This is a genomic window from Serpentinimonas maccroryi (assembly GCF_000828915.1).
GTDB classification, from domain to species: domain Bacteria; phylum Pseudomonadota; class Gammaproteobacteria; order Burkholderiales; family Burkholderiaceae_C; genus Serpentinimonas; species Serpentinimonas maccroryi.
The window spans coordinates 686003-709364 of sequence record NZ_AP014569.1 but is presented as its reverse complement, the minus strand read 5'-3'; the positions used below and the strand labels follow the sequence as shown (position 1 = coordinate 709364).

Here is a 23362-nt window from a genome sequence, read left to right as displayed (position 1 = left end):
CAGTGAGGAATACGCAAGCTATGGCCCGCCACACAGAACACGACACCAGCAAGATCTATCGGGTGGCGGAGGCGTTCCGCGCCAACTGTCTCCTGCGCGACGGATCTCTGCTGTTCGACGATGCGTCGGTTTGGCGCCCGGATGTCCTGGAACGCATTCACAAGGCATTCGTCGCCACCCCTGACGAGGGCGACCGGTCCTTCATCGTCAAGTTCAAGGACCAGATCGGTCAGGCTGGACCGGAAGTTATTCGCTTGGCCGCGGAGATCCTGTGCGTCTACTTCCTGTTTCCATCCAGCGTGGGCGGTGCGCGCAAGCGGCAGGTCGTGAACGAGGTTCTCGGCTGGGCGGGCGACAGCCTGCGAGAATCCCACTTGGTCTTCGGTGCCTTCTCGAACGGGATCGGCAGCGGCGGTCAGGGCTACAACACCCGTCGACCGTTCGAGATCGCGTTCCTGATCGATCTCGTCATCGCATGGAAGAAGTTGCCTGCAGATCGACAGGCGTTGGTTGCGGCTGACCCCTGGCTCTTTCAGGAGATCGTCGACAGCATCGAGGATGCGGAGTCCAAGCAGCTGCGGCACATGCTGCTCTACCTCCTGTTCCCGGACCACTTCGAGCGCATCGCGAGCGGCAATCACAAGCGGAGGGTAATCAAGGCGTTCTCCGGATTGGTCGACTCTGAGCCGGAGGACGAAGACCGCGCGATCCTGGCCATCCGACGCGAGCTCGAGAAGCTGTTGCCGAACCAGCAGCTTGACTTCTACTGGTCACCGCTCGTTGAGGCGTGGTACGACGACGGCGAAGGCGCGTCTGAGGAAGCGCCCCTGGAGATCATCCAGCACAAGAAGCAGATCGTCCTTTTTGGGCCTCCGGGCACGGGCAAGACGTTCCGTGCAAAGAAGCTCGCGGAGCGGGTCATCCGATCCGCCGCGTTGAGCCAGATGGGGCCGGCTCGGTACTTCCAGTCGCAGCCCGTCGTTGCTGCGGCAATCCAGGACAACGTCCACCGATTGCAGTTGCACCCGGCGTACAGCTACGAGGACTTCATCCGGGCCCTTCACATTTCAAGCGGCGGGGGCACTGAGTACCGGGCGGGCTACCTGCCTCGGCTGATTGAGGACGTCGAGCAGAAGCCTCGCTCGGAGCGACTGCCACATGTCCTGATCCTCGACGAGATGAACCGGACCGACTTGAGCCGGATGCTTGGCGAATGCTTCTCGTTGCTTGAAGACCGCAACGAAACCATTGAACTTCCAGCCCGCGACGGTGATGGGGCTGCGATGAAGCTGCGCATCCCGGACGATCTCTTCGTGATCGGCACCATGAATCTGATCGACCAGTCCATCGAGCAGATCGACTTCGCGCTGCGCCGCCGCTTTCTGTGGTTGCTGTGCCCATTTGACGCCGAGGCTCTGCTCGGTGCCGCCGAAGCCAAGTGGAGTGACCTGAAGTCGGGCCTGGACTGGGATCGCATCGAACCGGACTTCCGCAAGTTGGCCGCAGCGGCAGCGGCGTTGAACAGGGAGATTCACGACAGCCCGCTGCTCGGCGCGCAGTACGAGATCGGGCACACCTACCTGCTCGACGTGGTCGTGTTCTTGCGCAATTTCCTCGGCCCTCGGCCGACGCGCAAGCAGAACTACCTCTGGAACAAGAAGGGTGAAGCCCTGGAGCCCGTTGTGCAGGTGTGGAGCCTGTCACTTTGCCCGCTGCTGGAGCAGTACCTCGCCGGGCTGGATGCGACTGCGCGCAACGTGGAGCTTGACCGGCTATCCAAGGTTCTGCTCAAGCCCACGGTGGCCGAGTGAAACTCGTCGCGCGGGACTGTTCGCCGCTCGCTTCGCAGCCGACGGCTGCAGAGGCGGCTTGGCTTCGCCGGCTGGCGACCAATGTACGCGCGACGGATTTGGTCGTTCCGGTCTCCGGCGAACGTGACGAGGATGAGCCGGTCGTCTACTGCGCCTGGGACGGCACCTGGTGGGCCGGCAGATACGTCGGCTCGCTTTCCTTCGAGGGGAACAGTCTGACCATCGAGCCGCGCTTCGGCCTGGCCACGCTGCGGAACTGGCTCTTCGAGGCGACGTCAGTCGTGTTGACCGACGCACCAGGAAAGCTGCGGGAGGACGAGTCCTTCATAGCTCAACTCCTGGCATCCGTATGGGCTCACGGGTTTGTCGAGGCAGCTCGGCACGGGCTGCCCGCACTGCGCCGTGACGTCGCCACTAGGAGCCCGACGATTCGAGGACGGCTCGACGTCCCGGCGTCGCTCCGGTTGATCGCTGCAGGCGGAGGCCAGGTCGTGTCCATACGCTCAGAGCGATCGCTGGATCACGCAGCGTCCGATGCCATCGTCGCCGCCTATGAGGTTCTGCGACGGTGGCTCGGGGTGCCAGACGAAAAATGGCTGCCTACGCGTGCCAAGGAACTCCTTCCCCATCTGATGGCTGTCACCGGTGCGCGACCACGCGCGCCGACGAAGGCCGAGCTCGACCGGATTCGCTACACGCCGATCACGGCGGGCTTTGCGCCCGTCGCAGAACTCTCCCGCCAGATTGCGAACCGCAGAGGTCTTGCCGCCGATGTCGATGCCAGTGGTGAGGCAAAGGGCGTCCTGCTTGACGTTGCGGAGCTGTGGGAGATGTACGTACTCAGCGTGTTGCGCAAGGCTGCCGCACCGCTAACCGTGACTCACGGTACCCGGGAGAAGGCAGCCACTAAGAAACTGCTCCACAGCGATGTCTCGGGCCAAGGTCTGGGCACATTGATACCCGATGCCATCCTGCTCTCAGGCTCTGCCATCAAGGGGGTAGTTGATGCCAAGTACAAGTCCCTCCATCCATCTGCCAGCTCACCAAATGGGCCGCAACGCGACGACCTGTACCAGATGGCCGCCTACCTGGGACGCTTTCAAGCACCCGTCGAAATAGAGACCTGGGGCCTCTTGGCGTATCCCTTCGACCTATCAAAACCTGATACGCCCAATGCCGAGCAGAACAGCCCGTGGAGCCTTGATGACAGGAAGAAGATCAGCTTTGCCACTTTGCCCCACAACCCCACCGACGCAGTGGCCAAGATGCGTGCGCTGCTCTCGCAAAGTGCCAAGTCCGTCGCTTTATCAGCCGCGTCGTAGATTTTTGGTCACCATTTGTGCCTCGATCTGGTGCGGATCTGGCCTCTACAAGTCTCGGTGACTACAGCCTCAATCGCATCATTTTATTGAAAATTCTCTTTTAAGCGAAACTATTTGATGATAGAATCCGCTTGAACGAAATCCGATGACGGAGTTGCCAATGGCCCTGCCGAACCAAGAAACGATCAATGACCTGCTCGTGAGGAATATCCCGCGTGAGCTTGTCATGGGCCTCGAAGAAGCCAAGCTCGTTGGCGCTCAACGTGCTTTTGCCGCAGCGCGCGGGATGGATGACGGGCACTTGCCCAGCGTGGTCGGTCAGTTGCGTCACTTCCATATGAATGAGTCGTTCCATCGCGCACTCGCCGTTGCGGACGCATCTCCTTCACCGCTGCGAGGCAATCAGATCGCCACGGGCCGGTCTGGGATCTTCACCTTGGCACGGTTCAACACCAAGTATGGGGTCTGGAGCAGCGGGCGGCGTAGCGAAACCCGAAGACAGATGTCGCTGGTAAACGCGGCCATCGAGCCACTGGTTCAACCCGGGCTCTTTTCAGGCTACGTGGAGCCATCCCAAGCGGTTGTATTCGTCGTGGCCTGCTTTGCAGGATCGCTGCACAGCCAGCCGGACACACCCGTCTCCATCGAAATCGCGGTCCCAGATCGCCACATGCAAGGCTGGCTTTTCCGGGAACCCATTGACGCATTCATCAAGCGCTACGACCAGCAGTCGACAGCAGGCCAGGACGATTTGGCTGTGCCGAAGCTGAAGAAGAACATTGGCAAACAACAAGACAAAGACGGAACAGGATCATGAGCAGGGGCGGTGTACAAGGATTTCAGAAAGATCGACTTAGCCAAATTCTTGCGGCCCGTCGTCTGACTCAAGTCCAGCTGGCCTCGATGGTCGATGTGTCTCCGGCGACCATCAGTAAGTGGCGCGCAGGAACGCAAGCGCCCGAGCGTGACGCGCTTGAACGCCTTGCTGGCGTGGTCAACGTCACGCCGGAATGGTTTACGCGTGTGCCCGGGGCGAAGTTGTCGTTGCCGCTTTTTCGCAGCAACGCGTCAGCACACGTCGCTGCACGAGCCATGCTTGAGGCCCGCATTGAGTGGGCCCAGGACGTGGCGGCTGCCCTGATGGAGTACGTTGACTACCCCGATGTCAATTTGCCCTCTCGGGATTACACCGATCCAGAAGAGATCACTAACGAGGACATCGAGAAGGCTGCCAGCGAATGCCGGGACCTGTGGCGTTTGGGCCGTTCGGCGATTCAAGACTTGGCGCTGGCAGTGGAAGGCGCTGGAGTGATCGTCGTCCGGGAAGAAACCGGCATCGCTCAGATCGAAGGGCTATCGGCTTGGAGTAAAGCATTGGGGCGACCGCTCATTCTTTTGTCCGCCGACAAAAACAATGGGTACCGCAGTCGCTTCGATCTTGCCCACGAGGTCGGGCATCTGATCCTGCATCGTCACATTCAGCGCACGACAGACAACGCGCGCCACAAAATGATGGAAGCGCAGGCACACCGTTTCGCAGGCGCATTTTTGCTGCCCGCCGAAACGTTCGCCAGCGAAGTTCGCGTGCCTCCGACCCTGGATGACATGTTGCTGCTGAAGCGCCGTTGGGGCGTATCGGCGGCAGCGATCATCATGCGGCTGAAGGCTCTTGAGATGCTGGATGAAGATGGCGCTCTGATGCTTTTCAAGCGCCGCTCTGCTCGGTGGGGTGCGAAATCGGAACCCGGAGACGAGGACCGTCGACCAGAGCAGCCACGTCTGCTTCGTCGCACCATCGATCTATTGGTCGAAGAGAAGGTCATGCCTTTGGACGCCATCCCGAGGCACATCGGACTGGCTGCGGGCGACGTGGAAGCACTCGCCGGATTGCCCGAAGGTTACTTCCAGGGCAAAACCAATGTCGTGGAGTTTGCGCGACTGAAAGCAACCCAGAAGCAGGTTGATGACCAACCAGCCCAAGGCAATAAGGTGGTGCCGTTCCGGCCCGTCTCCAAATCCTGATGTAAAAGGAGCAGCGATGTCCAAGAACACAAAGCAGACGTCCTCACGAATTGGTCGGCTGGCGTCGGAAACGCTGAAAAGCAGCAGTTCGTCGCAAGTGGCCAAGAGTCTGGCCGCTTCGGCACTGTCTCAGCGCAGCGGCGACAAACAGACCGGTGCCAAGATGGAAGACAAGGCCGCACGCGTTTTGGCCAGCGACCGATCCGCCAAAGAGACGAAAGAACTGGCGGCCTCGGTACTGTCCCAGGCCAATAAGCAGCGTTGAGGCTGGAAGACGACGCCTGTCGAAATGGCCAAATCGTCGAATCCACGCCATCAAGGCCCATACGTTACTATCTGGTTCTGAAAGCGGACGCGGTTTCGGTTCCGTGTTCCCCCTCGGGGACAAATGGCCGAAACGGTGGACTTTTGGCCAAAAGCAGGGACATCTGTTCAGGCTACGGTGCGGAATCGAACCGTTCTCCTTCCTGTTCCCTGACGATTTCGTACCAGCGCTTGGCTGGTGCTGAAGGTTCTACCGGACTTTCGACTTCCTCGACGGCTGCTGCAGCGGCGTTGCCAGGCACACTGTTGGCCATCTCCCATTCCAGAATCGCTTGCAGCGAAAAGCGCAGGTTTCCGACCAGCATCAGGTGTGGCACACACTTGCGATTGCGTTCAACCTGATCGCGGAACAGATGGATCGGCAGTGATGCCGCCTCGGCAATTTCCTTGGCCGTGAGGTAGTGACTTTCAGCCTCGGCGTCGAGACCTTGGCCCAGGGTCGCATCCGGCTCGGCGGGTTTGAATTCCCGGTTGATCCCGAGCAGCGCCATCAGGTGCTGTGCACTGCGGCGCTCGAATTCGAGGATATCGGCTTCGTGGTAGCGCACTTGTCGGAACAGCTTGTGCCACACAGGCCCTTCGCCATCGAGCCGCCAGCGTCGCAGCGTCTTGAGGCTGACCTGCCAACGGTCAGCCAAATGCTTTTCGGTCATCACGGGGTAGTGCATCTTTTTCTCCTGAACAGATGACCCCATGACAACGCTGTTCGACGAAGAAGCCAAGCTCACATGGTCTCGCCTGCACCTTTGATGTCAGCCGCTTTTGACCAGGGTGGCGTCAACTTCATGAGTCGCGCCAGTCCCGGGTTGTCCTTGGACGGGGCATCCAGCAGCTCGCAAAACTGCCGGAAAGTTTCGGCGTCGACGGAGAATAGAACTTGATCCTGTGGTTCTTTGGTCTGCTGGCTGTTGTTCATCACTCCAACCCCTTCAGTGAACCCATGCTGGACTGCAGTCGGTCGGCAGCAGGTTTGGCCTCTTTCAGTAGCTGATCCCAATCGTCGGGCGGGTGACCGCTGGCAAGCATTTTCCGAAACACCCGGTATGCATCGTCCCCGCTTTCATAGGCGCGTTTCGTATCCTCATCGTTTACCCACGCCAGCACGATGACCTTGCTCGGTGCGTGGTAGCGAAAGAACAAGCGGTACTGCTGGAAAAACTTGGCCCGGAACCAGTGCCTGTAGTCGTCGCCGAGCGTATTGCCTTGTCGGTACTCCGGTCTCGTCGGGTCTTGCGGGATGACATCGAATGCCAGTTTGGCGATTGCCGCCAGCCTCTTGGTGGCGTTCTTCTTTACATATCCGACAGGGTCTCTCTCCTTCAGTACCTCGACCTGCTGGACGATGACCTCAATTTGCGCGAGAAACAGCGGGTGCGCGAAAACAGTCCAGTCGTGGATGAGCAGGGGCGCGGGCTTGTTGCTGCTCATTCATCGTCCGCCGACAGGGTGGCGTCGATGTCGATTTCGATGCCGCCGGTCAACGACTGGATGCGCTGCACGAAGGTGGAGTCGATGGCCTGCAGGCGCTCCGGATGGCTGGTGATGTCGCGCGCCAGGAAGCCCAAGAACTGACCGAGCACCGGATCGTCAACTTCGGGGGCCTCGACGCGCGTCAGCACGACCTCGCCGCCGGGGCGGATCGTGTAGTGGATCTTGTCGCGCTTACCGAGTCGAAGGGCGCGACGCACCGTCTCCGGCACCGTGGTCTGGTAGCGGTCGGTCAGCGTGGATTCGACTTCGAGGGTGGCAGGCATGGCGTTCTCCAATCAAAGAGGGTAATGCCATGCATGGTAATGCACTCGCCTTGCCATGTCAATGCGAGTGCATTACCTGTTGATCAAGGCTGACCAACCGCAAAGTCGAGTGCCGATTGGTAGCCAGTACAGCGCTTCAAAACCCACTCTCCGGGGTTGTTCCAGTTCGGACGGATGTCCACGGAAACGGCCAAATGATCCAAATTCGGGACTGGAGACCTGCGGACGGACTCCTATTCAGATGACGGACGCGGGTTCGGTTCCGTGTTCCACCACCACGACACCAAACAAAGGCCTCCAAGAACAAACACTTGGAGGCCTTTTTCATTGGTAAATCACAGCCTTACAGAGCAGAATTGAACACCGAAGGGCATTGACAGCCAGACCAAAGCGGGGGAATATCGGGGGGCACAGAACGGCCTTTTTACCCCCGTGGGGGAATAGCTACCCCCACAGAGGGGAACGGCATCCATTCCATAGGGGGAACGGCACCCACCAATCACGAGAAAGCGTACCCCCATGCTGACCGACACACAGTGCAAAAACGCAAGCTGCCCGGCGGATAAACCACGCGCACGGCTAGCCGACAGCGGCGGCCTGTACCTCGAAGTTTCCCCGGCAGGTTCCAAGCGCTGGTTCTACAAGTTCCGGCTGGACACCAAGGAAAAGCGGCTGGCGCTGGGTTCATACCCCGAGGTAGGCCTGACGGCTGCACGGCGCGGGCGCGATGAGGCCAAGCGGCAGCTAGGCGAAGGCCTAGACCCAGTGCAGCAGCGCCAGCAAACCAAGCTCAAAGCGCGCAGCATCGACGGCGACACCTTCGAGCTGGTTGCCTTGGAGTGGTACGAAAAGCAAGAGCCCCAATGGAGCGAGGCCCACGCGGTGCGCTCCAAGCGCCAGCTAGAGCGTGATCTGTTCCCCTACCTTGGCAAGCGTCGCATGACCGACATTGAAGCGCCTGAGCTGTTGGCAGTGCTGCGCAAGATCGAGGCCCGAGGCGCCATTGAGACCGCCGACCGTGGCCTGATGCTGGCGCGGCAAGTGTGGCATTTCGCTATGGCCGAGGGCAGGGTCAAGCACGACATAACGGCAGGCTTGAAGAAAGCGTTACAGCCCTACCGGGGGCGGCACTTTGCAGCGATTACAGAGCCCGAGCAGTTGGGCACGCTGCTGAGGGCGATCAAGGCCTACCGTGGCGGCCCAGCGGTTCGTGCGGCGCTGCAACTGGCACCGATGCTGTTTCAGCGACCCGGCGAGCTTCGGGCGGCGGCATGGGCCGAGATTGATTTCGAGGCGGCGCTTTGGACAATTCCTGCCCAGCGAATGAAGCGCAACAAGTTCGGCAAGGAAAACGGCGACCCCCATTTGGTGCCATTGTCCCGGCAAGCGCTGGACATTTTGCGTGCGCTGCAAGCCTGTCACATCCCGGACGATCATACGGACGTTTGTGGAATAGATCGGGGCGAGAAGCGTACCATTCTTTCATGGCTTGCATCGGCGTTTTGCTCTTCAACGCTGACTGTGGCAGTTGGTGGTTGTACAAAGTCACGTAGCGCATCAAGGTCTGCTCCAGATCCTGCCCACTGTGGAAGTGATGCGTCTTGAGCACATCGGCAATGCGGCCGTTGAAGCGCTCGACCATGCCATTGGTTCTGGGCGTTCTGGGTTTGGTCAAGCGGTGTTCAATGCCCAAGGCTTGGCACAACTGATCAAACTCATGCTGACCCGTGGGCTGCCTAGCACGGGAGGCAAAGAGCCTGTCCGTGAACTCTTTGCCGTTGTCAGTCAACAACTTATGAATCTTGAGCGGACAGGCTTTGTGCAAGGCGCCAAGGAAAGCCTTGGCACTGGCTGCGGTCTTGTTGCTCTTGATCGCCACGTACACCCAGCGCGTGGCGCGGTCGATGGCCACGAACAGGTAGCGCCACTTTGTCTCATCGGCCATTTGCGGCAGGTACTTCACGTCGACGTGCAGGTAGCCCGGCTCGTAGCTCTTGAAGCGCTTGTGGGGCTCACGGGGCGTGGCGGGCTTGAGGGCATTGAGGTTGCCCACGCCGTGGCGGCGCAGGCAGCGGTCAATGCCAGAGCGGCTGGCTTTGGGGCAGAGAAATTCGCGCGTGACGGCAAGCAGGTCGTCCAGAGGCAGTAACAGGGTGCGCCGCAGTTGCACGACCACATGCTCTTGGGCGGGCGTGAGGGTGGTCTGAAGACGGTGTGCGGTGTGCGAACCGTCCTGCACGCTGCTGCGATTTTTCCACTTGTAGACCGTGGCTAGGGTGATGCCAAAGCGCTGGGCTAGGCTGGCGGCACTGGCGCTGCTGGCAGCGATTTCTGCGCGGATGGCGGGCGTGGTGCGCGCGTTCTTGTGCAGGGCTATCATCATGTAGACTCTCCTTGAGCTTGCGTCAGATCGTATACCAGCGCCCTCATCGCCTCGCGAGCGATGAACAGCGGATAACGCTTCGAGTCTATACAATTATCGGGGATGCGACACCTATGCTCATGGTTAGTGACGTGACAATGTAATGTGATACATGTTACATTACATCAAGGGGCGGCTGAAGCCAAGGCAAAATTTCAGGCAGGGAGGAAGATCGTGGCACTTGGCCAAGTTGGCGCAAGAACCGAAGGGGATGTTTACCAGGGGCTGTTCTTCTGGCGGCAGGCAGCTGACCTGTTGCGTCCAACCTCTCTGGTCGAACGGGTCATCCTCGAGCACGACGCCGCAGCTGGCGTTGACGATGTCGCCGTCTTCTACCGAGCGCCTGGGGTCAACGCGGGCGGCTGGCAGGCGAGTGCCGACTATTTCCAGCTTAAGTACCACGTCGACAACCGCGATGCGTACAGCGCCGACGCGCTGATCGATCCCTCGTTCATCAGCGCGAAGGTCTCGCTGCTTCAACGCTTTTATAAGGCCTATGCCCGTCTCTCGGCGCAGGGGCGCGTCCCGTTTCGGCTCCACCTCGCGTCCAACTGGCGGTGGAAGGACGACGACAAGCTCGCTGGTCTCTTGCGCGAGTTCGACGGTGAGCTGCCACCCAAGTTCTTCACGGATGGCGCGAAGGGCGACCTCGGGAAGGTCCGCGAGAAATGGCGCGCCCATCTGAGCCTCGAAGTCGAGCCGTTCACGGCGTTCGCGCGCACGTTGCGGTTCCAGCTCGAACACTTCGGTCGACGCGATTTTAAGGCGTACGTCTACGCGACTCTTCAGGCCGCTGGCCTCCGCACTCCAAGTGCTGACCGCGCGGCGTGCCCCTACGAGAGCCTGGCGCAGCAGTTCCTGATGAGCGGCCAGCACTCGTTCGACGAGGCCGAATTCCGCACGTTGTGCCAGAAGGAGGGGCTCCTACTCGGGGGCAGCGTGAGGTCCGAACGCCCCTTTGCTATCGGCGTGCGGAGCTTCATGCGCTTCGCCGAGCGGCTCGAGTCCGAGGTGGACGAGCTCGTCTGCGTCTCGTCCAACTTCGACGGCCGCCACCTGACAGATGAAGGTTCGTGGGAGGCTAGCACGGTGCAGGTACGCTCATTCCTTAGCAATCAGGCACGTCTCCGTGGTGAAGAGTCGGTAATCGCCCTCGAGTGCCACGGCTCGTTTGCGCTGCTTGCGGGCTGGGAGTTGAGCCGCAACTCCGGCGTGAGGGCAGCGCCGATACAGAAGCCGAACCTCGATGTGTGGCGACCGGTCAAGGACGCGTCGACGGGGGGCTCGTGGGCGGCACCGCAGATGATCGAGAAGAACGCGGATGCGGACGACGTGGCGTTCTGCTTGTCCGTCACCCACGACGTTCGCGTCGACGTAGAGAATTACCTCTTGTCGGCGGGAGCGCCGCCGGTGCGACGTCTCGTGGTGCTGAGCCCGGAGGGCGGGCCATCGCCCCAGAGTATTAAGGACGCCGATCACGCCTACCAGCTTGCGGCCGCACTGCCTGCGCTTCTGATGAGCGCCCGTCCGAATCGAGCCGCCAGGGTTCACGTCTTCTTCGCATGCCCCAACGCGCTGATGTTCTTCATCGGCCAACAGCGCGAGGCCCTCGGTCGAATCGCGCTCTACGAGTTCGACTTCGGCATCGAGCGTGACGGCTCCTACCAGCTTTCCTTCTCGCTACCGCCCTCGGCGAAGGCCGTCGCGGCACACCAAGAGGCCACGCCATGATCCTTGAGGCTGATTTTGCTAGTTTCCTACAAGACATCCGCCCCACCAAGGCAATGCGCGACGACCTGAAGACCGGGCATCAGACGCTGCGTGACCGGCTCAACGCTGACGAGGGGCTGAAGAAGTGTCTAGTCTCGGATTTCCTTCAGGGCAGCTACAAACGCTCGACCGCGATTCGTCCGAAGGGGGACCGACGATCCGATGTCGACATCATCGTCGTCACGAAGCTCTCCGAGCAGGAGTACACGCCTGCGAAGGCGATGGACATCTTCACGCCGTTCCTAGACAAGCACTACAAGGGCAAGTGGCGACAGCAGGGGCGGTCGTTTGGTATCGAACTGTCTTATGTCGAGTTGGATCTCGTCCTTACCTCTGCACCGTCCGAGGCCGAAATGGGCATCCTCCGATCCGAGGCACTTTCGGCTGACGATAGCCTCGAAGACGATCCCGAGTGGCGACTACATCGCTCGTGGCTCGGGCTCAGCTCCCGCTACAGGAGCGATGCGCGAACGCTCATCGCCGAGGCAAAGAACGAGCCCGAGTGGAAATCTCAGCCCCTTCGCATCCCGGATCGCGACGCAAATAAGTGGGAGTCGACCCACCCGCTCGCGCAAATCACATGGACGCGCGACAAGAACAACCGCACAGGCAAGCACTTCGTTAACGTCGTGAAAGCCATCAAGTGGTGGCGCGTCGAAAAGCACGAGGAGCCGAAGCATCCGAAAGGGTTTCCGCTTGAGCGGCTCATCGGTGAGTGCTGCCCCGACGACATCGAGAGCGTCGCTGAGGGTGTCGTGAAAACACTGGAGAAGATCGTCTCCGAGTACAAGCTGACGGTACTGGTCGGCGGTAAGCCGACACTGCCGGACTATGGCGTGCCGACTCACGACGTGTTCAAGCGGATTGCGGTAGACGACTTCAAAAAGTTCTACGACCAGGTCAAGGACGGCGCTGCCCTCGCTCGCCGCGCCTACGACTCGCAAGACCGTACCGAGAGCGGAAACCTCTGGCGTGAATTATTCGGCAGCAAGTTCCCGAAGCCGCCAGAGAATGGGGGTGGATCAAGCGGATCAGGGCGTGGCTACACCCCACCCACGGGGCCCGCTACACCGGGGAGCGGCCGCTTCGCGTGACCACGACTACCGTCCTCCTACCGTCCGCGATCGAGCGTGGCCTTCGTGGTCTTCGTTCGGTCGTCGCTTGCTCCGTAGAGGATAGTCCGAAGTTCAACCAACAGGCGAAGCGTTGGGTCGTTCGGATCACGCTTCGACGGGATATGGGCACCGAGTTCGTTGGTGCTGCGACACGATGGTGCGTTCTACTCGATAACACTTATCCCTTCGGGCGTATTTCGTTCTACCCGTCTTCCGAAGGTGGGATCACCGCGACTTTCCCACACCAGTCGCGGAACGCGCCGGGCAAGGATCGACGTGAGTGGCGAGAGGGACGCCTTTGCCTCGATATGCCTCTTGGCGGCGAACGGCGCGTGGTCGTCGTGCGCGATCCCGTTGGTGACGCTGACCAGCGTCTTCGATGGCATACCGAGCGAGCACTCGAGTGGCTGGACCGTGCGGCCAATGACCAGCTCGTCGCAGCGGGTGATCCCTTCGAACTGCCTGACCGTCCCGTGCGTAGCTGGCGCCACGCGCGCGTCATTCACGACGAGAGTTCAGCATCGTTTACTGCATGGAATGGGCGAGTGGGGAGCTTCGGAATTGTTCGGTTGGGTACGCTGAAGGAAATCAAAGGCGTCTTAGCAACCCAGAGCTTTGAGGATCAGCGCGGCGATGTCGTACGGGGGTGGTCAGGCCGGGAGCTCGGTGACCTAGCGATGGAACAGCGCGTGAACGGCTTCTGGTGGCTGTGGCCGCAGCCAGTTGTTGTTCGGCCTTGGCAGGCACCAGAAACGTGGCGCGACATCCGGCGAATCGCGAAGACGATGAATATCGACGTCGATTCGATGTTCCGATGGCTGTTTCCGCAGCTTCAAGGTTCGAAGTTCAGCGCCATCCTCTTGCTCGGGTATCCCATGCCTAGGCGCTTGGGAGAGGATGCCAGCGAGGTCCACTGGGATTCATTGCTACTTCCTATTCTCGATGAAGCGGCGGGGCAACCGCGTGGTTTCCGTCCAAACGCGCACGGCTGGTGGCATCGCGACCGCTGTGGAAACTTCGCAGACACCGTCGCGCTCAAGTACTTGTTTACCGACAACTGGAGCGAAGATCGCCTCCAAGCTCGAGGACGGCTGCCGCGCTCGGTTCGAGACTGCAACATCACGGTCCTCGGTGTCGGCGCGCTCGGGTCGGTTGTCAGCGAGCTGCTCGTCCGCGCTGGGGCAAAGAATATCGCACTGGTCGATGAGGATGTACTGGAGTCAGGCAATATCAACCGACACGCGGCAACTCTCGCAGACGTCGGCTCGTCCAAAGTGTCCGTTGTGGCAGAGCGGCTTCGGCAGATTTCGCCGACCGTTCGAGTCGTAGAGTTCAGCGAAAGGCTCCCCAGCGATACCACGGCCATTGAGGCGCAGCTAGACGAGTACAACATCATCATCGACTGCACGTCATCGGACGTGGCCTTGTCGACGCTCGAACGCGCTTGGTGGTCTATCCCTCGCACGTTCGCGTCGTTCTCCATGGGCTTCGGCGGGAGGCGCCTCTTCTCGTTCGGCGTGAGTGGCAACCGGTTTCCGCATGATGAATTCATCAGGAGCGTCCGTCCCTGGCTAGAACACGAGTCGAAGGTGTGGGCCGACAACGACGAGGTGTTTGAAGGGGCTGGCTGCTGGTCGCCGCTGTTTCCGGCTCGCTACGATGACGTCGTTCTCGCTGCGGCGGTTTGTGTGAAGGAGTTGGAGATGTTGATGGCGAAGATGCCGTCGGAGCCGCGCTTCCGCGTGTTCGCGCAGACGTCAACCGATGACGGCTTCCAGGGTTTCGCGCCCGAGAGTACGCCGCCCGCCATGGAGAGGTCAGCGTTATGAAGACCTGGAAAGGCAGGACTGCTGACAGCACGTTCGCGGTTGAGCTACAGGCGTCCGTTCTCGGCGTGCTCGATCGCTACTGTCGCGATGCTGGATCTGTGGAAACTGGTGGCATTCTGATCGGGTGCTATTCGGACGACCTTACGCTTGCGATAGTAAGTGAGGCAACACCGCCGCCAACAGATTCGAAGCAAAGTCGCTTTTGGTTCGTACGCGGCGTGAGTGGCCTACGAGAGATGCTTCAGGCTCGGTGGCGGGCCAAAGAGCGGACCTTCTACATCGGCGAATGGCATTTCCATCCTGTCAACCATGTGGAGCCTAGCAGCGAGGACTTTGGGCAGATGATCGAGATCAGTAGGGGCAGAGAGTACGACTGCAAGGAACCGCTGTTACTCATCCTAGGGGCCTCATCGTATGACGGGCGGCGAATATTTCGTGCGTTTGTTTGCCCGGCAGAGGAATCTCCGAAGGAATTTCTCGGGAGATGATGAACCAGTCACTCGGTAGGGCCACTAGATCGAAGTGGCATTTTGGATGGGCATTGCGAGATTGTTCCCTCAGATGGCCAAGGCTTTATAAATCACGCCCTCAAGGCCGAGGCGTTACTATCTAACTCGGGTACCGGACGCGGGTTCGGTTCCGTGTTCCACCACCACACACCAGGGCCCGGACAATCTCCGGGCTCTTGTCTTTTGCCTGTTCCCCCAAGGAAGTGGGCCAAAGTGCTGCGGGTGGCGACCGGCCGCAACGCCCTGTTTTAAGCGTTTTAGGCTCCCAGTCTGTCTCTATTCTCCGTTTGGCCTGCGGGTAGGAGCAGATGGAGGCATTTATAAATCAACAACTTACGCGTGCCGGTTCGTTGTCAACCAAGGCCAGCGGTCGGGCATCGAACCCGCCACGTCAGCAAATGGGTTCTTATACGTTACCATCCAACCCATGAGCTACCAGATCAAAGAGCTGCTCTTGGCCGATGGCGACTGCCCCTTTGCGCAATGGTTCGGGGCGCTAGATGCGGTTGCCGCTGCCAAGGTGCGCATCGCTGTGAGCCGCATGGAGCAGGGCAACCTGTCCAACGTCGAGTGGTTTCGCGGCATTGGAGAGTACAAGATCGACTGGGGGCCGGGCTTGCGCATCTATCTGGCCAAAGATGGTCAGAAGATCATCATCCTGATCGGTGGTGGCACCAAGAAGCGTCAACAGCAGGACATTGACCAAGCGGTGGGGCTGTGGGAAGACTACAAGCGCCGCAAGTCTTTAACCAGACAAGGAAAGTGAACATGGCACTGACCCGCGATTTCAAAACAACCGTGGCCGCGCGCGTGCAAAACGACCCGGCCTTTGCGCAAGCGCTTCTGGACGAGGCCATCACCTTGTTCGTCAATGGAGAACCCGAATCGGCCAAGCTGATCCTGCGCGACCTCGTCAACGCCACCATGGGCTTCGAGGCACTGGCCGAGGAAGTTCACAAGCCCGCCAAGAGCCTGCATCGGATGCTGTCGCAATCGGGCAACCCGACCATGAGCAACATCTCGGCGGTCTTTGCGGCCATCAAGCGCGCTCTGAAGGTCGAGGTTCACACCCAGATCGTGTTGGCCTGAGCATCTCACACATCAAACCCACTCACCACCGCCCGCTGCGCCACCCAGTCTGTCGGCAGCGGATTGCGCTGGAACCACAGCAGGCTCATGCACCGGGGCTGCCGCCCGGCCAGAACGGCCTGAATGATGGCCGGCTCCAGCAGCGTCAGGCGCAGCAGCTCATTGACCGTCGAGTGGTGCAGGCCCTCGCGCTGGGCAATCTCGCTGCCGCTGCCGACCACGCCGTCGTCGAGCAACCGCTGCCAGTAGAACGCCCGCGTCAGCGCCACCAGCAAGGGCTGGTCGATCTGCGTGGCCACCTTGGCCGCAGCCTCGACCTGACCATCGGGCCGCAGCACCACCTTGCGGCCACCGCGCTTGCGGATCTTCAGTGGGATGAAGGTCGAGAGCTTCACTTGGCCCGCATCCCGATGCTCGCGCACAACGGGTCCGCCCACGGCCTGCACTTTGGGCCTCATGCCGCTTCCTCCCACTCTTGCAACTCTGCGCCGATGGTGCCGGGCACCAGCTCACCGGCCAGTTGCTGCCAGCCCTGATCGCGCCAGATGATCTCCAGTCCACCCTCGGCCATCACCACGCGCTCGATCAGCAACTGCGCCAGCCGGCATTGCTCGGTCGGAAACAGCTCCCGCCACAGGCTGGCGAGGTTGCGCATCGGCAGCACGATTTGCGGCTCGCTCAGGTCTGGACGGATTTGCTGCGCCCTGCCCCACACCGACTGGACGATGTGCGGGGCCGACAGCGCCGCCACGATCTGCTGGCTCACCAATTCCTCGATGGGCAGCGCCGGCAGCGCGCCGTGCTGGCTGGCCCATGCCCCAAAGCACCGGTGCTTGATCGGGGTGTAGTAGCGGTAGGTCTTGCCCTTCTTGACCGTGTAGCTGGGCACCAGCCGTTCGCCATCGAGCGTGTACAGCAGGCCGCGCAACAACACCGGTTCACGTTGGCGGTCATTGGTCTCGCGCCGCCGCTCGATGCCATCGGTCGCGATCAGCGCGTGCACCGCGTCCCACTGCGCCTGAGTGATGATGGCCTGATGCTGGCCCGGAAAGCCCTGCCCCTTGTGCACGATCTCGCCCAAGTACATCCGGTTGTGCAGCACCTTGTAGATCGCCTGCTTGGTGAAGGGTTTGCCGCCCTTGGTGAGCACCCCTGCTGCACCGTAGGCTTTGGCCATCAGCGTAGACGAGCGCAGGGTCACGAAGTCGTCGAAGATGCGGCGCACCAGCTTGGCTTGCGTTTCATTGACGACCAGCAACCGGTTATCAACGTCGTAGCCCAGCGGCAGCGGCCCGCCCATCCACATCCCCTTGGCTTTGCTGGCGGCGATCTTGTCGCGGATGCGCTCGCCGGTCACTTCACGCTCGAACTGGGCAAACGACAGCAGCACGTTCAACATCAAGCGGCCCATCGACGTGGCCGAATTGATCTGCTGTGTGACGGCGCTGAAGCTGACGCGGTGGCGGTCGAACACATCGACCATGCGCGCGAAGTCGGCCAGCGAGCGCGACAGCCGGTCGATCTTGTAGACCACCACAAGGTCCACCTTGCCCATCTGGATATCGGCCATCAGGCGGCGCAGCGCGGGCCGATCCATGCTGCCGCCAGAGTAGCCGCCGTCGTCGTAGTCATCGGCCACCGCAATCCAGCCCTCGTGGCTCTGGCTCTTGATGAAAGCGTGCCCGGCTTCCTTTTGCGCGTCGATGGAGTTGAAAGACTGGTCTAGGCGCTCGTCGCTGGAAACACGGCAGTACACCGCACAGCGTTTGGGTGCTGCGAGCAGGGGCGCTTTCATTGAGCGCTCACCTTGTCGTCGCGCAGACCAAAGAACTTGGGCCCGTTCCAGCGCGTGCCGGTGATGTGGCGCGCCGCCGCCGACAGGCTTTTGAACACCTGACCATCCAGGGCATACAGACCATCGGGCGTGACGGTCACGCGGTGCTCGCGTTCATCCCACTCCCGGATCAGGGTGGTACCGGGCATGAGCAAGGTTTGCGCGCTGCGACCGGCGGGCGACTTCATCTTGGAGTGCTTGGCGCCGGCTTCGACCAGCATCCTGCGGATGTTGCTGGGCAGCGCGCCGTAGGCCAGCTCTTGGATGCGGTAGGCCAAGCGCGACTCCACGTAGTTGCGGTTGCGATGGCTAGGCCGCCGTGGGAAGTGTTGATCCCACAGCACCCAGAGCTCGACCATTGGCATCGAGGGCAACTTGGCCAGTTGTGCAACGATGGTGTTGGGTTGATCTGCGCCCATCCTCAGGCCTCCCAGATCGCGACGCCGCCCAGCGTGATCCAGAGCCGGGCAGCGTCAGCGCTGGCCATTTCGCGGGTGGTCACGCCACTGGCGCGGTGGGTGCTGGATTTGCCGGTGAACCAGTAGGTGCGGCCATCGTGCTGGACGCGGTAGGGCCCGAGGTGATCAAAATCGGCCTCGACGGCCATCACGCCGCGCGTGCGCTGGTTGCTGTCGGTGACCTGCACGCGCAGGGTTTGGTGGGTGCTCATTGCTTTCTCCAAGAGGGGGTTTGCGGACCTCCATGAACGCGCTGTGGCGGGCACAAGTCAAGTCAAACCGCGCTCAATTGGGCTGCTTCAGACCGCAGCAATGATCCGCGCAGAGACAGTTCAGGTCGATCGGGGCGCAGCGGGTGGCTGAGGGTTTGCGGGTACCGCGCACGCGTGGCAAAGATCAATGTCCGCCTAGGTGTTGTAAAAAAGCCCCGAAGCAGATAGCAATTGCGGGTAATAGATGGGGCCATTGGCCACCGTTTCGTAATAGAGCGCATTTTGGCCATTTGCCTTCAGCCATCCGAAGGCGAATAATCCCCTCATTGCAGGCGCATCGCCCTCACGACGGGACGGCGCCCCCACCGACTGGAGTTGCCAATGCAAAACACGCTACACGAACTGATTACCCCGCGCACGCTGGCGGCCCGCTGGGGCCTTTCTCAAAAAACCCTCGAACGCTGGCGCATGAACGGCAACGGCCCCGCGTTTCTCAAGCTGGGCAGCCGTGTGCTGTACCGCATGGCCGATGTGTCGGCGCACGAGGCGCAGCGCACACGCCGTTGCACCGCAGGGCAATCCATCAGCGAAGGGATCTGGCGATGAACCGGGCCCAACGCCGCCAGCGTGCACGCATCACCCGGCAATTGCACACCCACATTGCCAAACACGGCATCGAGACCCTACTCGACCAGTTGTATGGCCCGGGTAACTGGATCTACGGCGCCCACGAACAGCTGTGGATCGTGCCCGACACGAAGGACACCGGCCCCGGCCGCGCCTACTGCTGCGTGCGTGCCAAGGGCGACTGGTTCAAGGCCCGGCTGGATGCGGAGCACACGCACTGATGGCGACCCCCCTCCAAACCCCCACGGCTCTCGGCCACCCCTTCTTCGACTTCAACCAGCTGGATGGGTTCGTCCTGCCGCGCCACGACAGGGATGAAATCCGCACCCGCTTGCTGGAGCAGATTGAATCGGTGCTGGCTTATCTGTTTCCGCAAGGTAAGCGGCGCGGCAGCCAGTTCTGCATTGGCAACCTGCAAGGCGATCCGGGGGACAGTCTGGTGGTCGAACTCCAGGGCCCCAAGCGTGGCGTATGGATCGACTTCGCCACCGGCGAATCGGGCGATGTGCTGGCTCTGTGGGCCGCTGCCCGGGGTTACACGCTGCCGAGCGATTTCAGCGACCTGCTGGAAGACGCAGGCACGTGGCTGATGGTGCCGCGCATTGCATCTGCGCCCGCAACGCGCGCCCCCGTGGCCTACGATGACCTTGGTCCGCACAGCGGCAAGTGGGATTACTTGGCAGCGGATGGCAGCCTGCTGGCCTGCGTGTATCGCTACGACACCCCAAGGGGCAAGCAGTACCGCCCCTGGGATGCACGGGCGCGGGCAATGCGCATGCCAGAACCGCGACCGCTCTACAACCTGCCCGCCATCGCGCAGTCCGAGGCCGTGGTTCTGGTTGAAGGTGAGAAATGTGCCGATGCGTTGATGCAGCTTGGCATCACCGCCACCACCGCAATGGGCGGTGCCGCCTCGGCTCTAGACAAGACCGACTGGACGCCACTGACCGGCAAGACGGTCGCCGTGTGGCCCGATCACGACGACGCTGGCGCGCGCTATGCCGATGCGGTCATCAAGCAGCTGATGCACATCGGAGCCGTGGTGCGCCGTGTCAGCGTGCCACCGGACAAGCCCGCGAAATGGGATGCCGCCGATGCCATGGTCGAAGGTTTCGACATCACGGCGCTGCTGCGCGCCTCCCAGCGGGTCACCGGCCTCTCAACCGCAGCCGCCCCGGCGCTGGACCTCTCCCGCTGGCACGCGGCCGACCGCTTTACCGGGCAGCCCCAGCAACGCCGTTGGCTGGTCGAAGGCGTCTTCCCGCAGGCGCAAGCCGCATTGATTGCCGCTGCCGGCGGTGTAGGCAAGTCGTTCCTGTTGCTGGCGCTCACGCGTGAAGTCGCGGCCTTCAATGGCCTGTGCACCAATGCCCCCACGCTGTTTGGCGGCGCGCTGGCTGGCCATGGCGTGGCGATCTACATCACCGCCGAGGACGATGCCATCGAGGTTCACAACCGGCTCCACGCGCTAGGCCCCATTCCCATCCGGCTGTACGTGTTGCCACTGCCCGATGCCGGAGGTGCGGTGCCGCTGTTTGCGCCCGATCCCGCCAGCCGAGGCCCCGCGATCACGAACGCATGGATGGAACTGGAACGCCAGCTCAAGGCCATGCCCGGCCTGTGTCTGGTGGTGCTCGACCCGCTGCAGCCGCTGTGTGCGCTGGACCTGAACGTGCCCGAGAACGCCCAGTTCGTCTGCTCCCGTTTGGCGGCTCTGGCAGCCAGCACGGGCGCAGCCGTCATCGTCTCGCACCACTTTGCCAAACGCGAGGCATCCACCCCCGAGCAGGCCCGCGAGGCGATCCGGGGTACTGGCGGCTTGGTCGATGGCGTGCGCGCGGTCTATGCCCTTTGGCACCCCAGAGAGGATCAGGCCAAGAAGCTCTCTGAAGCGTTGGGCGAGTCCTTTGAGCGTGGGCGCGTGGTGATGGGCGGCGTGGTCAAGGCCAATGGCCGCGCCAACTTGAGCGTGACCACCTTCTTGCGCAGCGCCAGCGGCTTGCTGGTCGATTGCAGCGACCGTCTGCGCCAGGCCCGGCCGGAGCCCGATGACCTGCTGCCCGCGCTGACATCCGCCATCGCCCGCGCGGCTCGGGATGGCCAGCCCTACACCAAGACCGGTGGCAATGGGCTGTACGAGCGCCGCCACGAACTGCCCAAGGCCTTTCACGCCGTCGGCAAGCATCGGCTCACCGGCTGGGTGGATGCCTTGCTGGCGCAAGGCGCACTGGTCACGGCCATGGCCGATGGTTCAAAGCTGGTCAAGTGGCTCGATGTGCCCGATGGCCCGGTCGCTCTCGGTCAAGCGGTGTTCATCACCGGCCACCTGACCCGCTCCAGTGCAGGCCGGCCGATCGCTGAGTGATGGCTCCCGCCCCAAACAATCGTTCCCAGCCTCCCGCCTTCCCACCGGGAACGGTCAGGGGATGGGAACGGTTTGGCACCAGCAAAAACAAGGGGTTAAATCGTTCCCGGGGCTATTCGTTCCCAGCTATGCCGGAAAGGAATAAATACCAGTCAAATCAACATGTTTCCAAGTTCCCGGGGTTCCTCTCTAAAGAGAGGGTGAGCATTGGGAATGCTCACCTCACTCGGGTATTGGTGCTGGCCGGGCAGGGGCGCACGTGCCCGCCGAAATAAGATGGGTCCTTCCTGGCGATATTCCAATGCAGGTGGCGCGAGCGCGGCATTGCGCCACCGTCAGACCAGAAAACAAGGTTTGCAGGGTTTGCGGTTCGCACCTGTGGTGTGGGCCAGTGGGCTCCTCGTCGCGTTAGCGCGGGTGCGTGCGGGAAGGCGGCAACGCAGAAGGTGCGTACCGAGGTGCGCACCAGGTTTGCAGTTTGGCACCTCGGCCATGCGAAATCGGCCAAGGTAGAAAACACAATGCTGGCGAAGAGTTGCGGCCGCTTCGCCGCCCAGTTCGCGGCCATCTGCCGACGACCGCGGCCAATTCAGCGATCGTCGAAAAGCCAGTTTGGACAAGGTCTGACGCAGCTGACACGGATTGCCGTAACTTTCCATAAGGCGCGCACGCGCACACGCGTTTAGAGCGTTACGTGCAAAAGCGTCGGCTGCGTCAGACGCGCCTAGGTGTCGGTAAGGACATCCAGCAACTGGACTCCCTTGGAGCTACCAATCACACCACGCGATACACGCGCTCGCCGCTGTCGTTGTGCGCCAGCACCACGTTCAGGCCGAGCTTCTTGCGCAGCATCCCGGAGATGGCGCCGCGCACCGTGTGCGGCTGCCAGCCGGTGGTCAGCAGCAGTTGCAAGTGGTTTGCACCCTGCGGACGGCGCAGCGCCAACACCAGCGCGGCGAGTTTGGTGCCGGGGCGCACCGGGATGCCCTCCAGACGTTGGAGGTCGCCGGTGGTGTCCATCATCTGGAAGTCATCCGGCGGCACGGGTCGCTGCTGGCCGATGGCTGCATAGCCTGCGTCGGTCAGCACGTGGCCGTCGCCTGCTAGCTCGATCAAGCCACGCTGCAGCAGTGCGGTCAACACCTTGGCCAGTGCGCCGCCGCGCAGGGTTTCAGGCGGGATCACTCGCCCATCGGGATGGCGGGCGGCTGTGCGCAGCAGCAGGCTTTGAGCCGGGGAGAGTTTGGGCAGGGTGTCCATCGTCGTCTGCCTCACTTGGGCTGCCCGTTGAGGATCGACAGCAGCTCATCCAGAGCCTGCTCCACTCGCCCAAGGTCACCGACGTGGCCCCAGTGGATGGCCTCTGGGTCGTGGCCGAAGTGGTCGTTGGCCAGTTGCCGCAGGGCCTCGATCTTGTCGAGGATCAGCGGCAGGCGCTGCAGGTAGGTGTCGAGGGCGGTGGGCTGGGTGGTCATGGCTGGGCTGCGGGTTGGTGGATGACGCCACCATTCACGCGCTGAAGGAGCAGGAAGTCAAGAAAAAGATACTGCACACGGCACAGAGCGCTCGTCTGCTGCCCTCTTACCTGATAAATTGCGATCTTTACGATTCAGACCGACTTTATGCCATCCGAACCCCTGCTGCCGGAGCGCTGCGATGACTGCTGAACCTTGGGTGTCCGTGGACCAGATCGCTGAGCATCTGGGTGTCACGCGCGACTCGATCTACCGCTGGATCGACCGCAAGGGGCTGCCAGCGCACCGCGTGGGTCGGTTGTGGAAGTTCCAGGTTTCCGAGGTGGATGACTGGGTGCGCGCCGGTGGTGCGGATGAGCATGCGGCTCCGGAAGGAAAGGGCTTGTGATGACTGGCCCCATCGAATTGCTGGATGAACACGAGT

Annotated in this window: 25 protein-coding genes and 2 pseudogenes; 16 read left to right on the top strand and 11 right to left on the bottom strand. The window is 61.6% G+C overall.

The genetic code is table 11. The features are described 5' to 3' along the window. The first annotated feature begins 20 nt into the window (after positions 1–20). The 5 genes from SMCB_RS03290 to SMCB_RS03270 all read left to right on the top strand — a co-directional run bounded on the left by SMCB_RS03290 (position 21) and on the right by SMCB_RS03270 (position 5420). Positions 21–1811, top strand: a complete 1791-nt coding sequence (locus tag SMCB_RS03290) for an AAA family ATPase (protein WP_052468397.1) — start codon at positions 21–23, stop codon at positions 1809–1811. Further along, a complete protein-coding gene (locus tag SMCB_RS03285; RefSeq protein WP_045535033.1) occupies positions 1808–3133 on the top strand; it encodes a 5-methylcytosine restriction system specificity protein McrC in 1326 nt (441 codons plus the stop codon). The genes SMCB_RS03290 and SMCB_RS03285 overlap by 4 nt, the downstream gene beginning before the upstream one ends. Positions 3134–3293: 160 nt before the next feature. Further along, on the top strand, positions 3294–3950 hold the full coding sequence (locus SMCB_RS03280) for a hypothetical protein (RefSeq protein WP_045537530.1): 657 nt from the start codon (positions 3294–3296) through the stop codon (positions 3948–3950). Then, on the top strand, positions 3947–5155 hold the full coding sequence (locus SMCB_RS03275; RefSeq protein ID WP_045535031.1) for an XRE family transcriptional regulator: 1209 nt from the start codon (positions 3947–3949) through the stop codon (positions 5153–5155). The genes SMCB_RS03280 and SMCB_RS03275 overlap by 4 nt, the downstream gene beginning before the upstream one ends. Before the next feature lie 16 nt (positions 5156–5171). Next, positions 5172–5420, top strand: a complete 249-nt coding sequence (locus tag SMCB_RS03270) for a hypothetical protein (protein WP_045535029.1) — start codon at positions 5172–5174, stop codon at positions 5418–5420. Between the two features lie 172 nt (positions 5421–5592). Here the strand turns inward: SMCB_RS03270 and SMCB_RS12665 are convergent, their stop codons facing one another. The 4 genes from SMCB_RS12665 to SMCB_RS03250 are packed head-to-tail and all read right to left on the bottom strand — an operon-like array spanning position 5593 to position 7233. After that, positions 5593–6147 (bottom strand): helix-turn-helix domain-containing protein, encoded by a 555-nt coding sequence (locus SMCB_RS12665; protein ID WP_052468396.1) that lies wholly within the window; start codon positions 6145–6147, stop codon positions 5593–5595. A 56-nt stretch (positions 6148–6203) separates the two neighbouring features. Continuing rightward, positions 6204–6395: a type II toxin-antitoxin system TacA family antitoxin gene (locus tag SMCB_RS03260; RefSeq protein WP_045535027.1), complete on the bottom strand. Its 192-nt coding sequence runs from the start codon at positions 6393–6395 to the stop codon at positions 6204–6206. Next, positions 6395–6907 (bottom strand): type II toxin-antitoxin system YhaV family toxin, encoded by a 513-nt coding sequence (locus tag SMCB_RS03255; protein ID WP_045535025.1) that lies wholly within the window; start codon positions 6905–6907, stop codon positions 6395–6397. The genes SMCB_RS03260 and SMCB_RS03255 overlap by 1 nt, the downstream gene beginning before the upstream one ends. Beyond that, positions 6904–7233 carry a type II toxin-antitoxin system PrlF family antitoxin gene (locus tag SMCB_RS03250; protein WP_045535023.1) on the bottom strand — a complete coding sequence of 110 codons (330 nt, stop codon included), beginning with the start codon at positions 7231–7233 and terminating at the stop codon, positions 6904–6906. The genes SMCB_RS03255 and SMCB_RS03250 overlap by 4 nt, the downstream gene beginning before the upstream one ends. Before the next feature lie 519 nt (positions 7234–7752). Here SMCB_RS03250 and SMCB_RS13070 point away from each other — a divergent pair. Continuing rightward, a pseudogene (locus tag SMCB_RS13070) lies at positions 7753–8280 on the top strand (tyrosine-type recombinase/integrase); the annotation flags it as partial. Between the two features lie 370 nt (positions 8281–8650). Here SMCB_RS13070 and SMCB_RS12395 read toward each other — a convergent pair. Then, positions 8651–9616, bottom strand: a pseudogene (locus SMCB_RS12395) (IS481 family transposase); the annotation flags it as partial. A gap of 213 nt (positions 9617–9829) precedes the next feature. Between SMCB_RS12395 and SMCB_RS03235 the strand changes: the two are divergent. From SMCB_RS03235 to SMCB_RS03210, 6 genes are all read left to right on the top strand, one after another. Next, the gene (locus SMCB_RS03235; protein ID WP_045535020.1) at positions 9830–11386 is read left to right on the top strand and encodes an SAVED domain-containing protein; all 1557 of its coding nucleotides are present in this window, start codon (positions 9830–9832) and stop codon (positions 11384–11386) included. Then, positions 11383–12519 carry an SMODS domain-containing nucleotidyltransferase gene (locus SMCB_RS03230; RefSeq protein WP_045535018.1) on the top strand — a complete coding sequence of 379 codons (1137 nt, stop codon included), beginning with the start codon at positions 11383–11385 and terminating at the stop codon, positions 12517–12519. The genes SMCB_RS03235 and SMCB_RS03230 overlap by 4 nt, the downstream gene beginning before the upstream one ends. Positions 12520–12662: 143 nt before the next feature. Then, the gene (locus SMCB_RS03225; protein WP_197539313.1) at positions 12663–14369 is read left to right on the top strand and encodes a HesA/MoeB/ThiF family protein; all 1707 of its coding nucleotides are present in this window, start codon (positions 12663–12665) and stop codon (positions 14367–14369) included. Then, the gene (locus SMCB_RS13290) at positions 14366–14857 is read left to right on the top strand and encodes a Mov34/MPN/PAD-1 family protein (protein WP_082027201.1); all 492 of its coding nucleotides are present in this window, start codon (positions 14366–14368) and stop codon (positions 14855–14857) included. Before SMCB_RS03225 ends, SMCB_RS13290 begins: the two co-directional genes overlap by 4 nt. Positions 14858–15305: 448 nt before the next feature. Then, positions 15306–15644, top strand: coding sequence for a type II toxin-antitoxin system RelE/ParE family toxin (locus SMCB_RS03215; RefSeq protein ID WP_045535014.1), 339 nt, complete (start codon positions 15306–15308; stop codon positions 15642–15644). Positions 15645–15646: 2 nt separating this feature from the next. Then, entirely contained in the window at positions 15647–15967 is a 321-nt protein-coding gene (locus SMCB_RS03210; RefSeq protein ID WP_045535012.1) for a helix-turn-helix domain-containing transcriptional regulator, read from the top strand. A 5-nt stretch (positions 15968–15972) separates the two neighbouring features. Here SMCB_RS03210 and SMCB_RS03205 read toward each other — a convergent pair whose 3' ends face one another. Genes SMCB_RS03205 through SMCB_RS03190 form a run of 4 tightly spaced genes read right to left on the bottom strand, consistent with a single transcriptional unit; the run spans position 15973 to position 18471 of the window. Beyond that, positions 15973–16425 carry a hypothetical protein gene (locus tag SMCB_RS03205; RefSeq protein WP_082027200.1) on the bottom strand — a complete coding sequence of 151 codons (453 nt, stop codon included), beginning with the start codon at positions 16423–16425 and terminating at the stop codon, positions 15973–15975. Next, a complete protein-coding gene (locus SMCB_RS03200) occupies positions 16422–17762 on the bottom strand; it encodes a recombinase family protein (RefSeq protein ID WP_045535011.1) in 1341 nt (446 codons plus the stop codon). The genes SMCB_RS03205 and SMCB_RS03200 overlap by 4 nt, the downstream gene beginning before the upstream one ends. Continuing rightward, a complete protein-coding gene (locus SMCB_RS03195) occupies positions 17759–18220 on the bottom strand; it encodes a DUF2924 domain-containing protein (RefSeq protein WP_045535009.1) in 462 nt (153 codons plus the stop codon). The genes SMCB_RS03200 and SMCB_RS03195 overlap by 4 nt, the downstream gene beginning before the upstream one ends. Positions 18221–18222: 2 nt before the next feature. Next, positions 18223–18471 carry a hypothetical protein gene (locus SMCB_RS03190; RefSeq protein ID WP_045535007.1) on the bottom strand — a complete coding sequence of 83 codons (249 nt, stop codon included), beginning with the start codon at positions 18469–18471 and terminating at the stop codon, positions 18223–18225. A gap of 381 nt (positions 18472–18852) precedes the next feature. On the opposite strand from SMCB_RS03190, the gene SMCB_RS03185 reads away from it, so the two are divergent. The 3 genes from SMCB_RS03185 to SMCB_RS03175 are packed head-to-tail and all read left to right on the top strand — an operon-like array spanning position 18853 to position 21463. Continuing rightward, entirely contained in the window at positions 18853–19077 is a 225-nt protein-coding gene (locus tag SMCB_RS03185; RefSeq protein WP_045535005.1) for a helix-turn-helix transcriptional regulator, read from the top strand. Next, a complete protein-coding gene (locus SMCB_RS03180) occupies positions 19074–19319 on the top strand; it encodes a hypothetical protein (protein ID WP_045535003.1) in 246 nt (81 codons plus the stop codon). The genes SMCB_RS03185 and SMCB_RS03180 overlap by 4 nt, the downstream gene beginning before the upstream one ends. Continuing rightward, positions 19319–21463, top strand: coding sequence for an AAA family ATPase (locus SMCB_RS03175; RefSeq protein WP_045535001.1), 2145 nt, complete (start codon positions 19319–19321; stop codon positions 21461–21463). The genes SMCB_RS03180 and SMCB_RS03175 overlap by 1 nt, the downstream gene beginning before the upstream one ends. A 774-nt stretch (positions 21464–22237) precedes the next feature. Here SMCB_RS03175 and SMCB_RS03170 read toward each other — a convergent pair. Both SMCB_RS03170 and SMCB_RS03165 read right to left on the bottom strand, forming a co-directional pair. Continuing rightward, positions 22238–22723 carry a DUF3489 domain-containing protein gene (locus SMCB_RS03170; protein WP_045534999.1) on the bottom strand — a complete coding sequence of 162 codons (486 nt, stop codon included), beginning with the start codon at positions 22721–22723 and terminating at the stop codon, positions 22238–22240. Positions 22724–22734: 11 nt separating this feature from the next. Further along, a complete protein-coding gene (locus SMCB_RS03165) occupies positions 22735–22938 on the bottom strand; it encodes a hypothetical protein (protein ID WP_045534998.1) in 204 nt (67 codons plus the stop codon). 181 nt (positions 22939–23119) lie between these two features. Between SMCB_RS03165 and SMCB_RS03160 the strand changes: the two genes are divergently transcribed. Continuing rightward, positions 23120–23326 carry a helix-turn-helix domain-containing protein gene (locus tag SMCB_RS03160; protein ID WP_045534997.1) on the top strand — a complete coding sequence of 69 codons (207 nt, stop codon included), beginning with the start codon at positions 23120–23122 and terminating at the stop codon, positions 23324–23326. The last annotated feature ends 36 nt before the right edge of the window (positions 23327–23362 follow it).

Coding starts and splice junctions, on each gene's coding strand:
- SMCB_RS03205 (WP_082027200.1), bottom strand. CDS start 16,425: ATGAGGCCCAAAGTGCAGGCCGTGGGCGGACCCGTTGTGCGCGAGCAT.
- SMCB_RS03210 (WP_045535012.1), top strand. CDS start 15,647: ATGGCACTGACCCGCGATTTCAAAACAACCGTGGCCGCGCGCGTGCAA.
- SMCB_RS13290 (WP_082027201.1), top strand. CDS start 14,366: ATGAAGACCTGGAAAGGCAGGACTGCTGACAGCACGTTCGCGGTTGAG.
- SMCB_RS12665 (WP_052468396.1), bottom strand. CDS start 6,147: ATGCACTACCCCGTGATGACCGAAAAGCATTTGGCTGACCGTTGGCAG.
- SMCB_RS03175 (WP_045535001.1), top strand. CDS start 19,319: ATGGCGACCCCCCTCCAAACCCCCACGGCTCTCGGCCACCCCTTCTTC.
- SMCB_RS03180 (WP_045535003.1), top strand. CDS start 19,074: ATGAACCGGGCCCAACGCCGCCAGCGTGCACGCATCACCCGGCAATTG.
- SMCB_RS03230 (WP_045535018.1), top strand. CDS start 11,383: ATGATCCTTGAGGCTGATTTTGCTAGTTTCCTACAAGACATCCGCCCC.
- SMCB_RS03185 (WP_045535005.1), top strand. CDS start 18,853: ATGCAAAACACGCTACACGAACTGATTACCCCGCGCACGCTGGCGGCC.
- SMCB_RS03270 (WP_045535029.1), top strand. CDS start 5,172: ATGTCCAAGAACACAAAGCAGACGTCCTCACGAATTGGTCGGCTGGCG.
- SMCB_RS03195 (WP_045535009.1), bottom strand. CDS start 18,220: ATGGGCGCAGATCAACCCAACACCATCGTTGCACAACTGGCCAAGTTG.
- SMCB_RS03165 (WP_045534998.1), bottom strand. CDS start 22,938: ATGACCACCCAGCCCACCGCCCTCGACACCTACCTGCAGCGCCTGCCG.
- SMCB_RS03215 (WP_045535014.1), top strand. CDS start 15,306: ATGAGCTACCAGATCAAAGAGCTGCTCTTGGCCGATGGCGACTGCCCC.
- SMCB_RS03170 (WP_045534999.1), bottom strand. CDS start 22,723: ATGGACACCCTGCCCAAACTCTCCCCGGCTCAAAGCCTGCTGCTGCGC.
- SMCB_RS03190 (WP_045535007.1), bottom strand. CDS start 18,471: ATGAGCACCCACCAAACCCTGCGCGTGCAGGTCACCGACAGCAACCAG.
- SMCB_RS03250 (WP_045535023.1), bottom strand. CDS start 7,233: ATGCCTGCCACCCTCGAAGTCGAATCCACGCTGACCGACCGCTACCAG.
- SMCB_RS03255 (WP_045535025.1), bottom strand. CDS start 6,907: ATGAGCAGCAACAAGCCCGCGCCCCTGCTCATCCACGACTGGACTGTT.
- SMCB_RS03275 (WP_045535031.1), top strand. CDS start 3,947: ATGAGCAGGGGCGGTGTACAAGGATTTCAGAAAGATCGACTTAGCCAA.
- SMCB_RS03225 (WP_197539313.1), top strand. CDS start 12,663: ATGGGCACCGAGTTCGTTGGTGCTGCGACACGATGGTGCGTTCTACTC.
- SMCB_RS03280 (WP_045537530.1), top strand. CDS start 3,294: ATGGCCCTGCCGAACCAAGAAACGATCAATGACCTGCTCGTGAGGAAT.
- SMCB_RS03160 (WP_045534997.1), top strand. CDS start 23,120: ATGACTGCTGAACCTTGGGTGTCCGTGGACCAGATCGCTGAGCATCTG.
- SMCB_RS03200 (WP_045535011.1), bottom strand. CDS start 17,762: ATGAAAGCGCCCCTGCTCGCAGCACCCAAACGCTGTGCGGTGTACTGC.
- SMCB_RS03260 (WP_045535027.1), bottom strand. CDS start 6,395: ATGAACAACAGCCAGCAGACCAAAGAACCACAGGATCAAGTTCTATTC.
- SMCB_RS03290 (WP_052468397.1), top strand. CDS start 21: ATGGCCCGCCACACAGAACACGACACCAGCAAGATCTATCGGGTGGCG.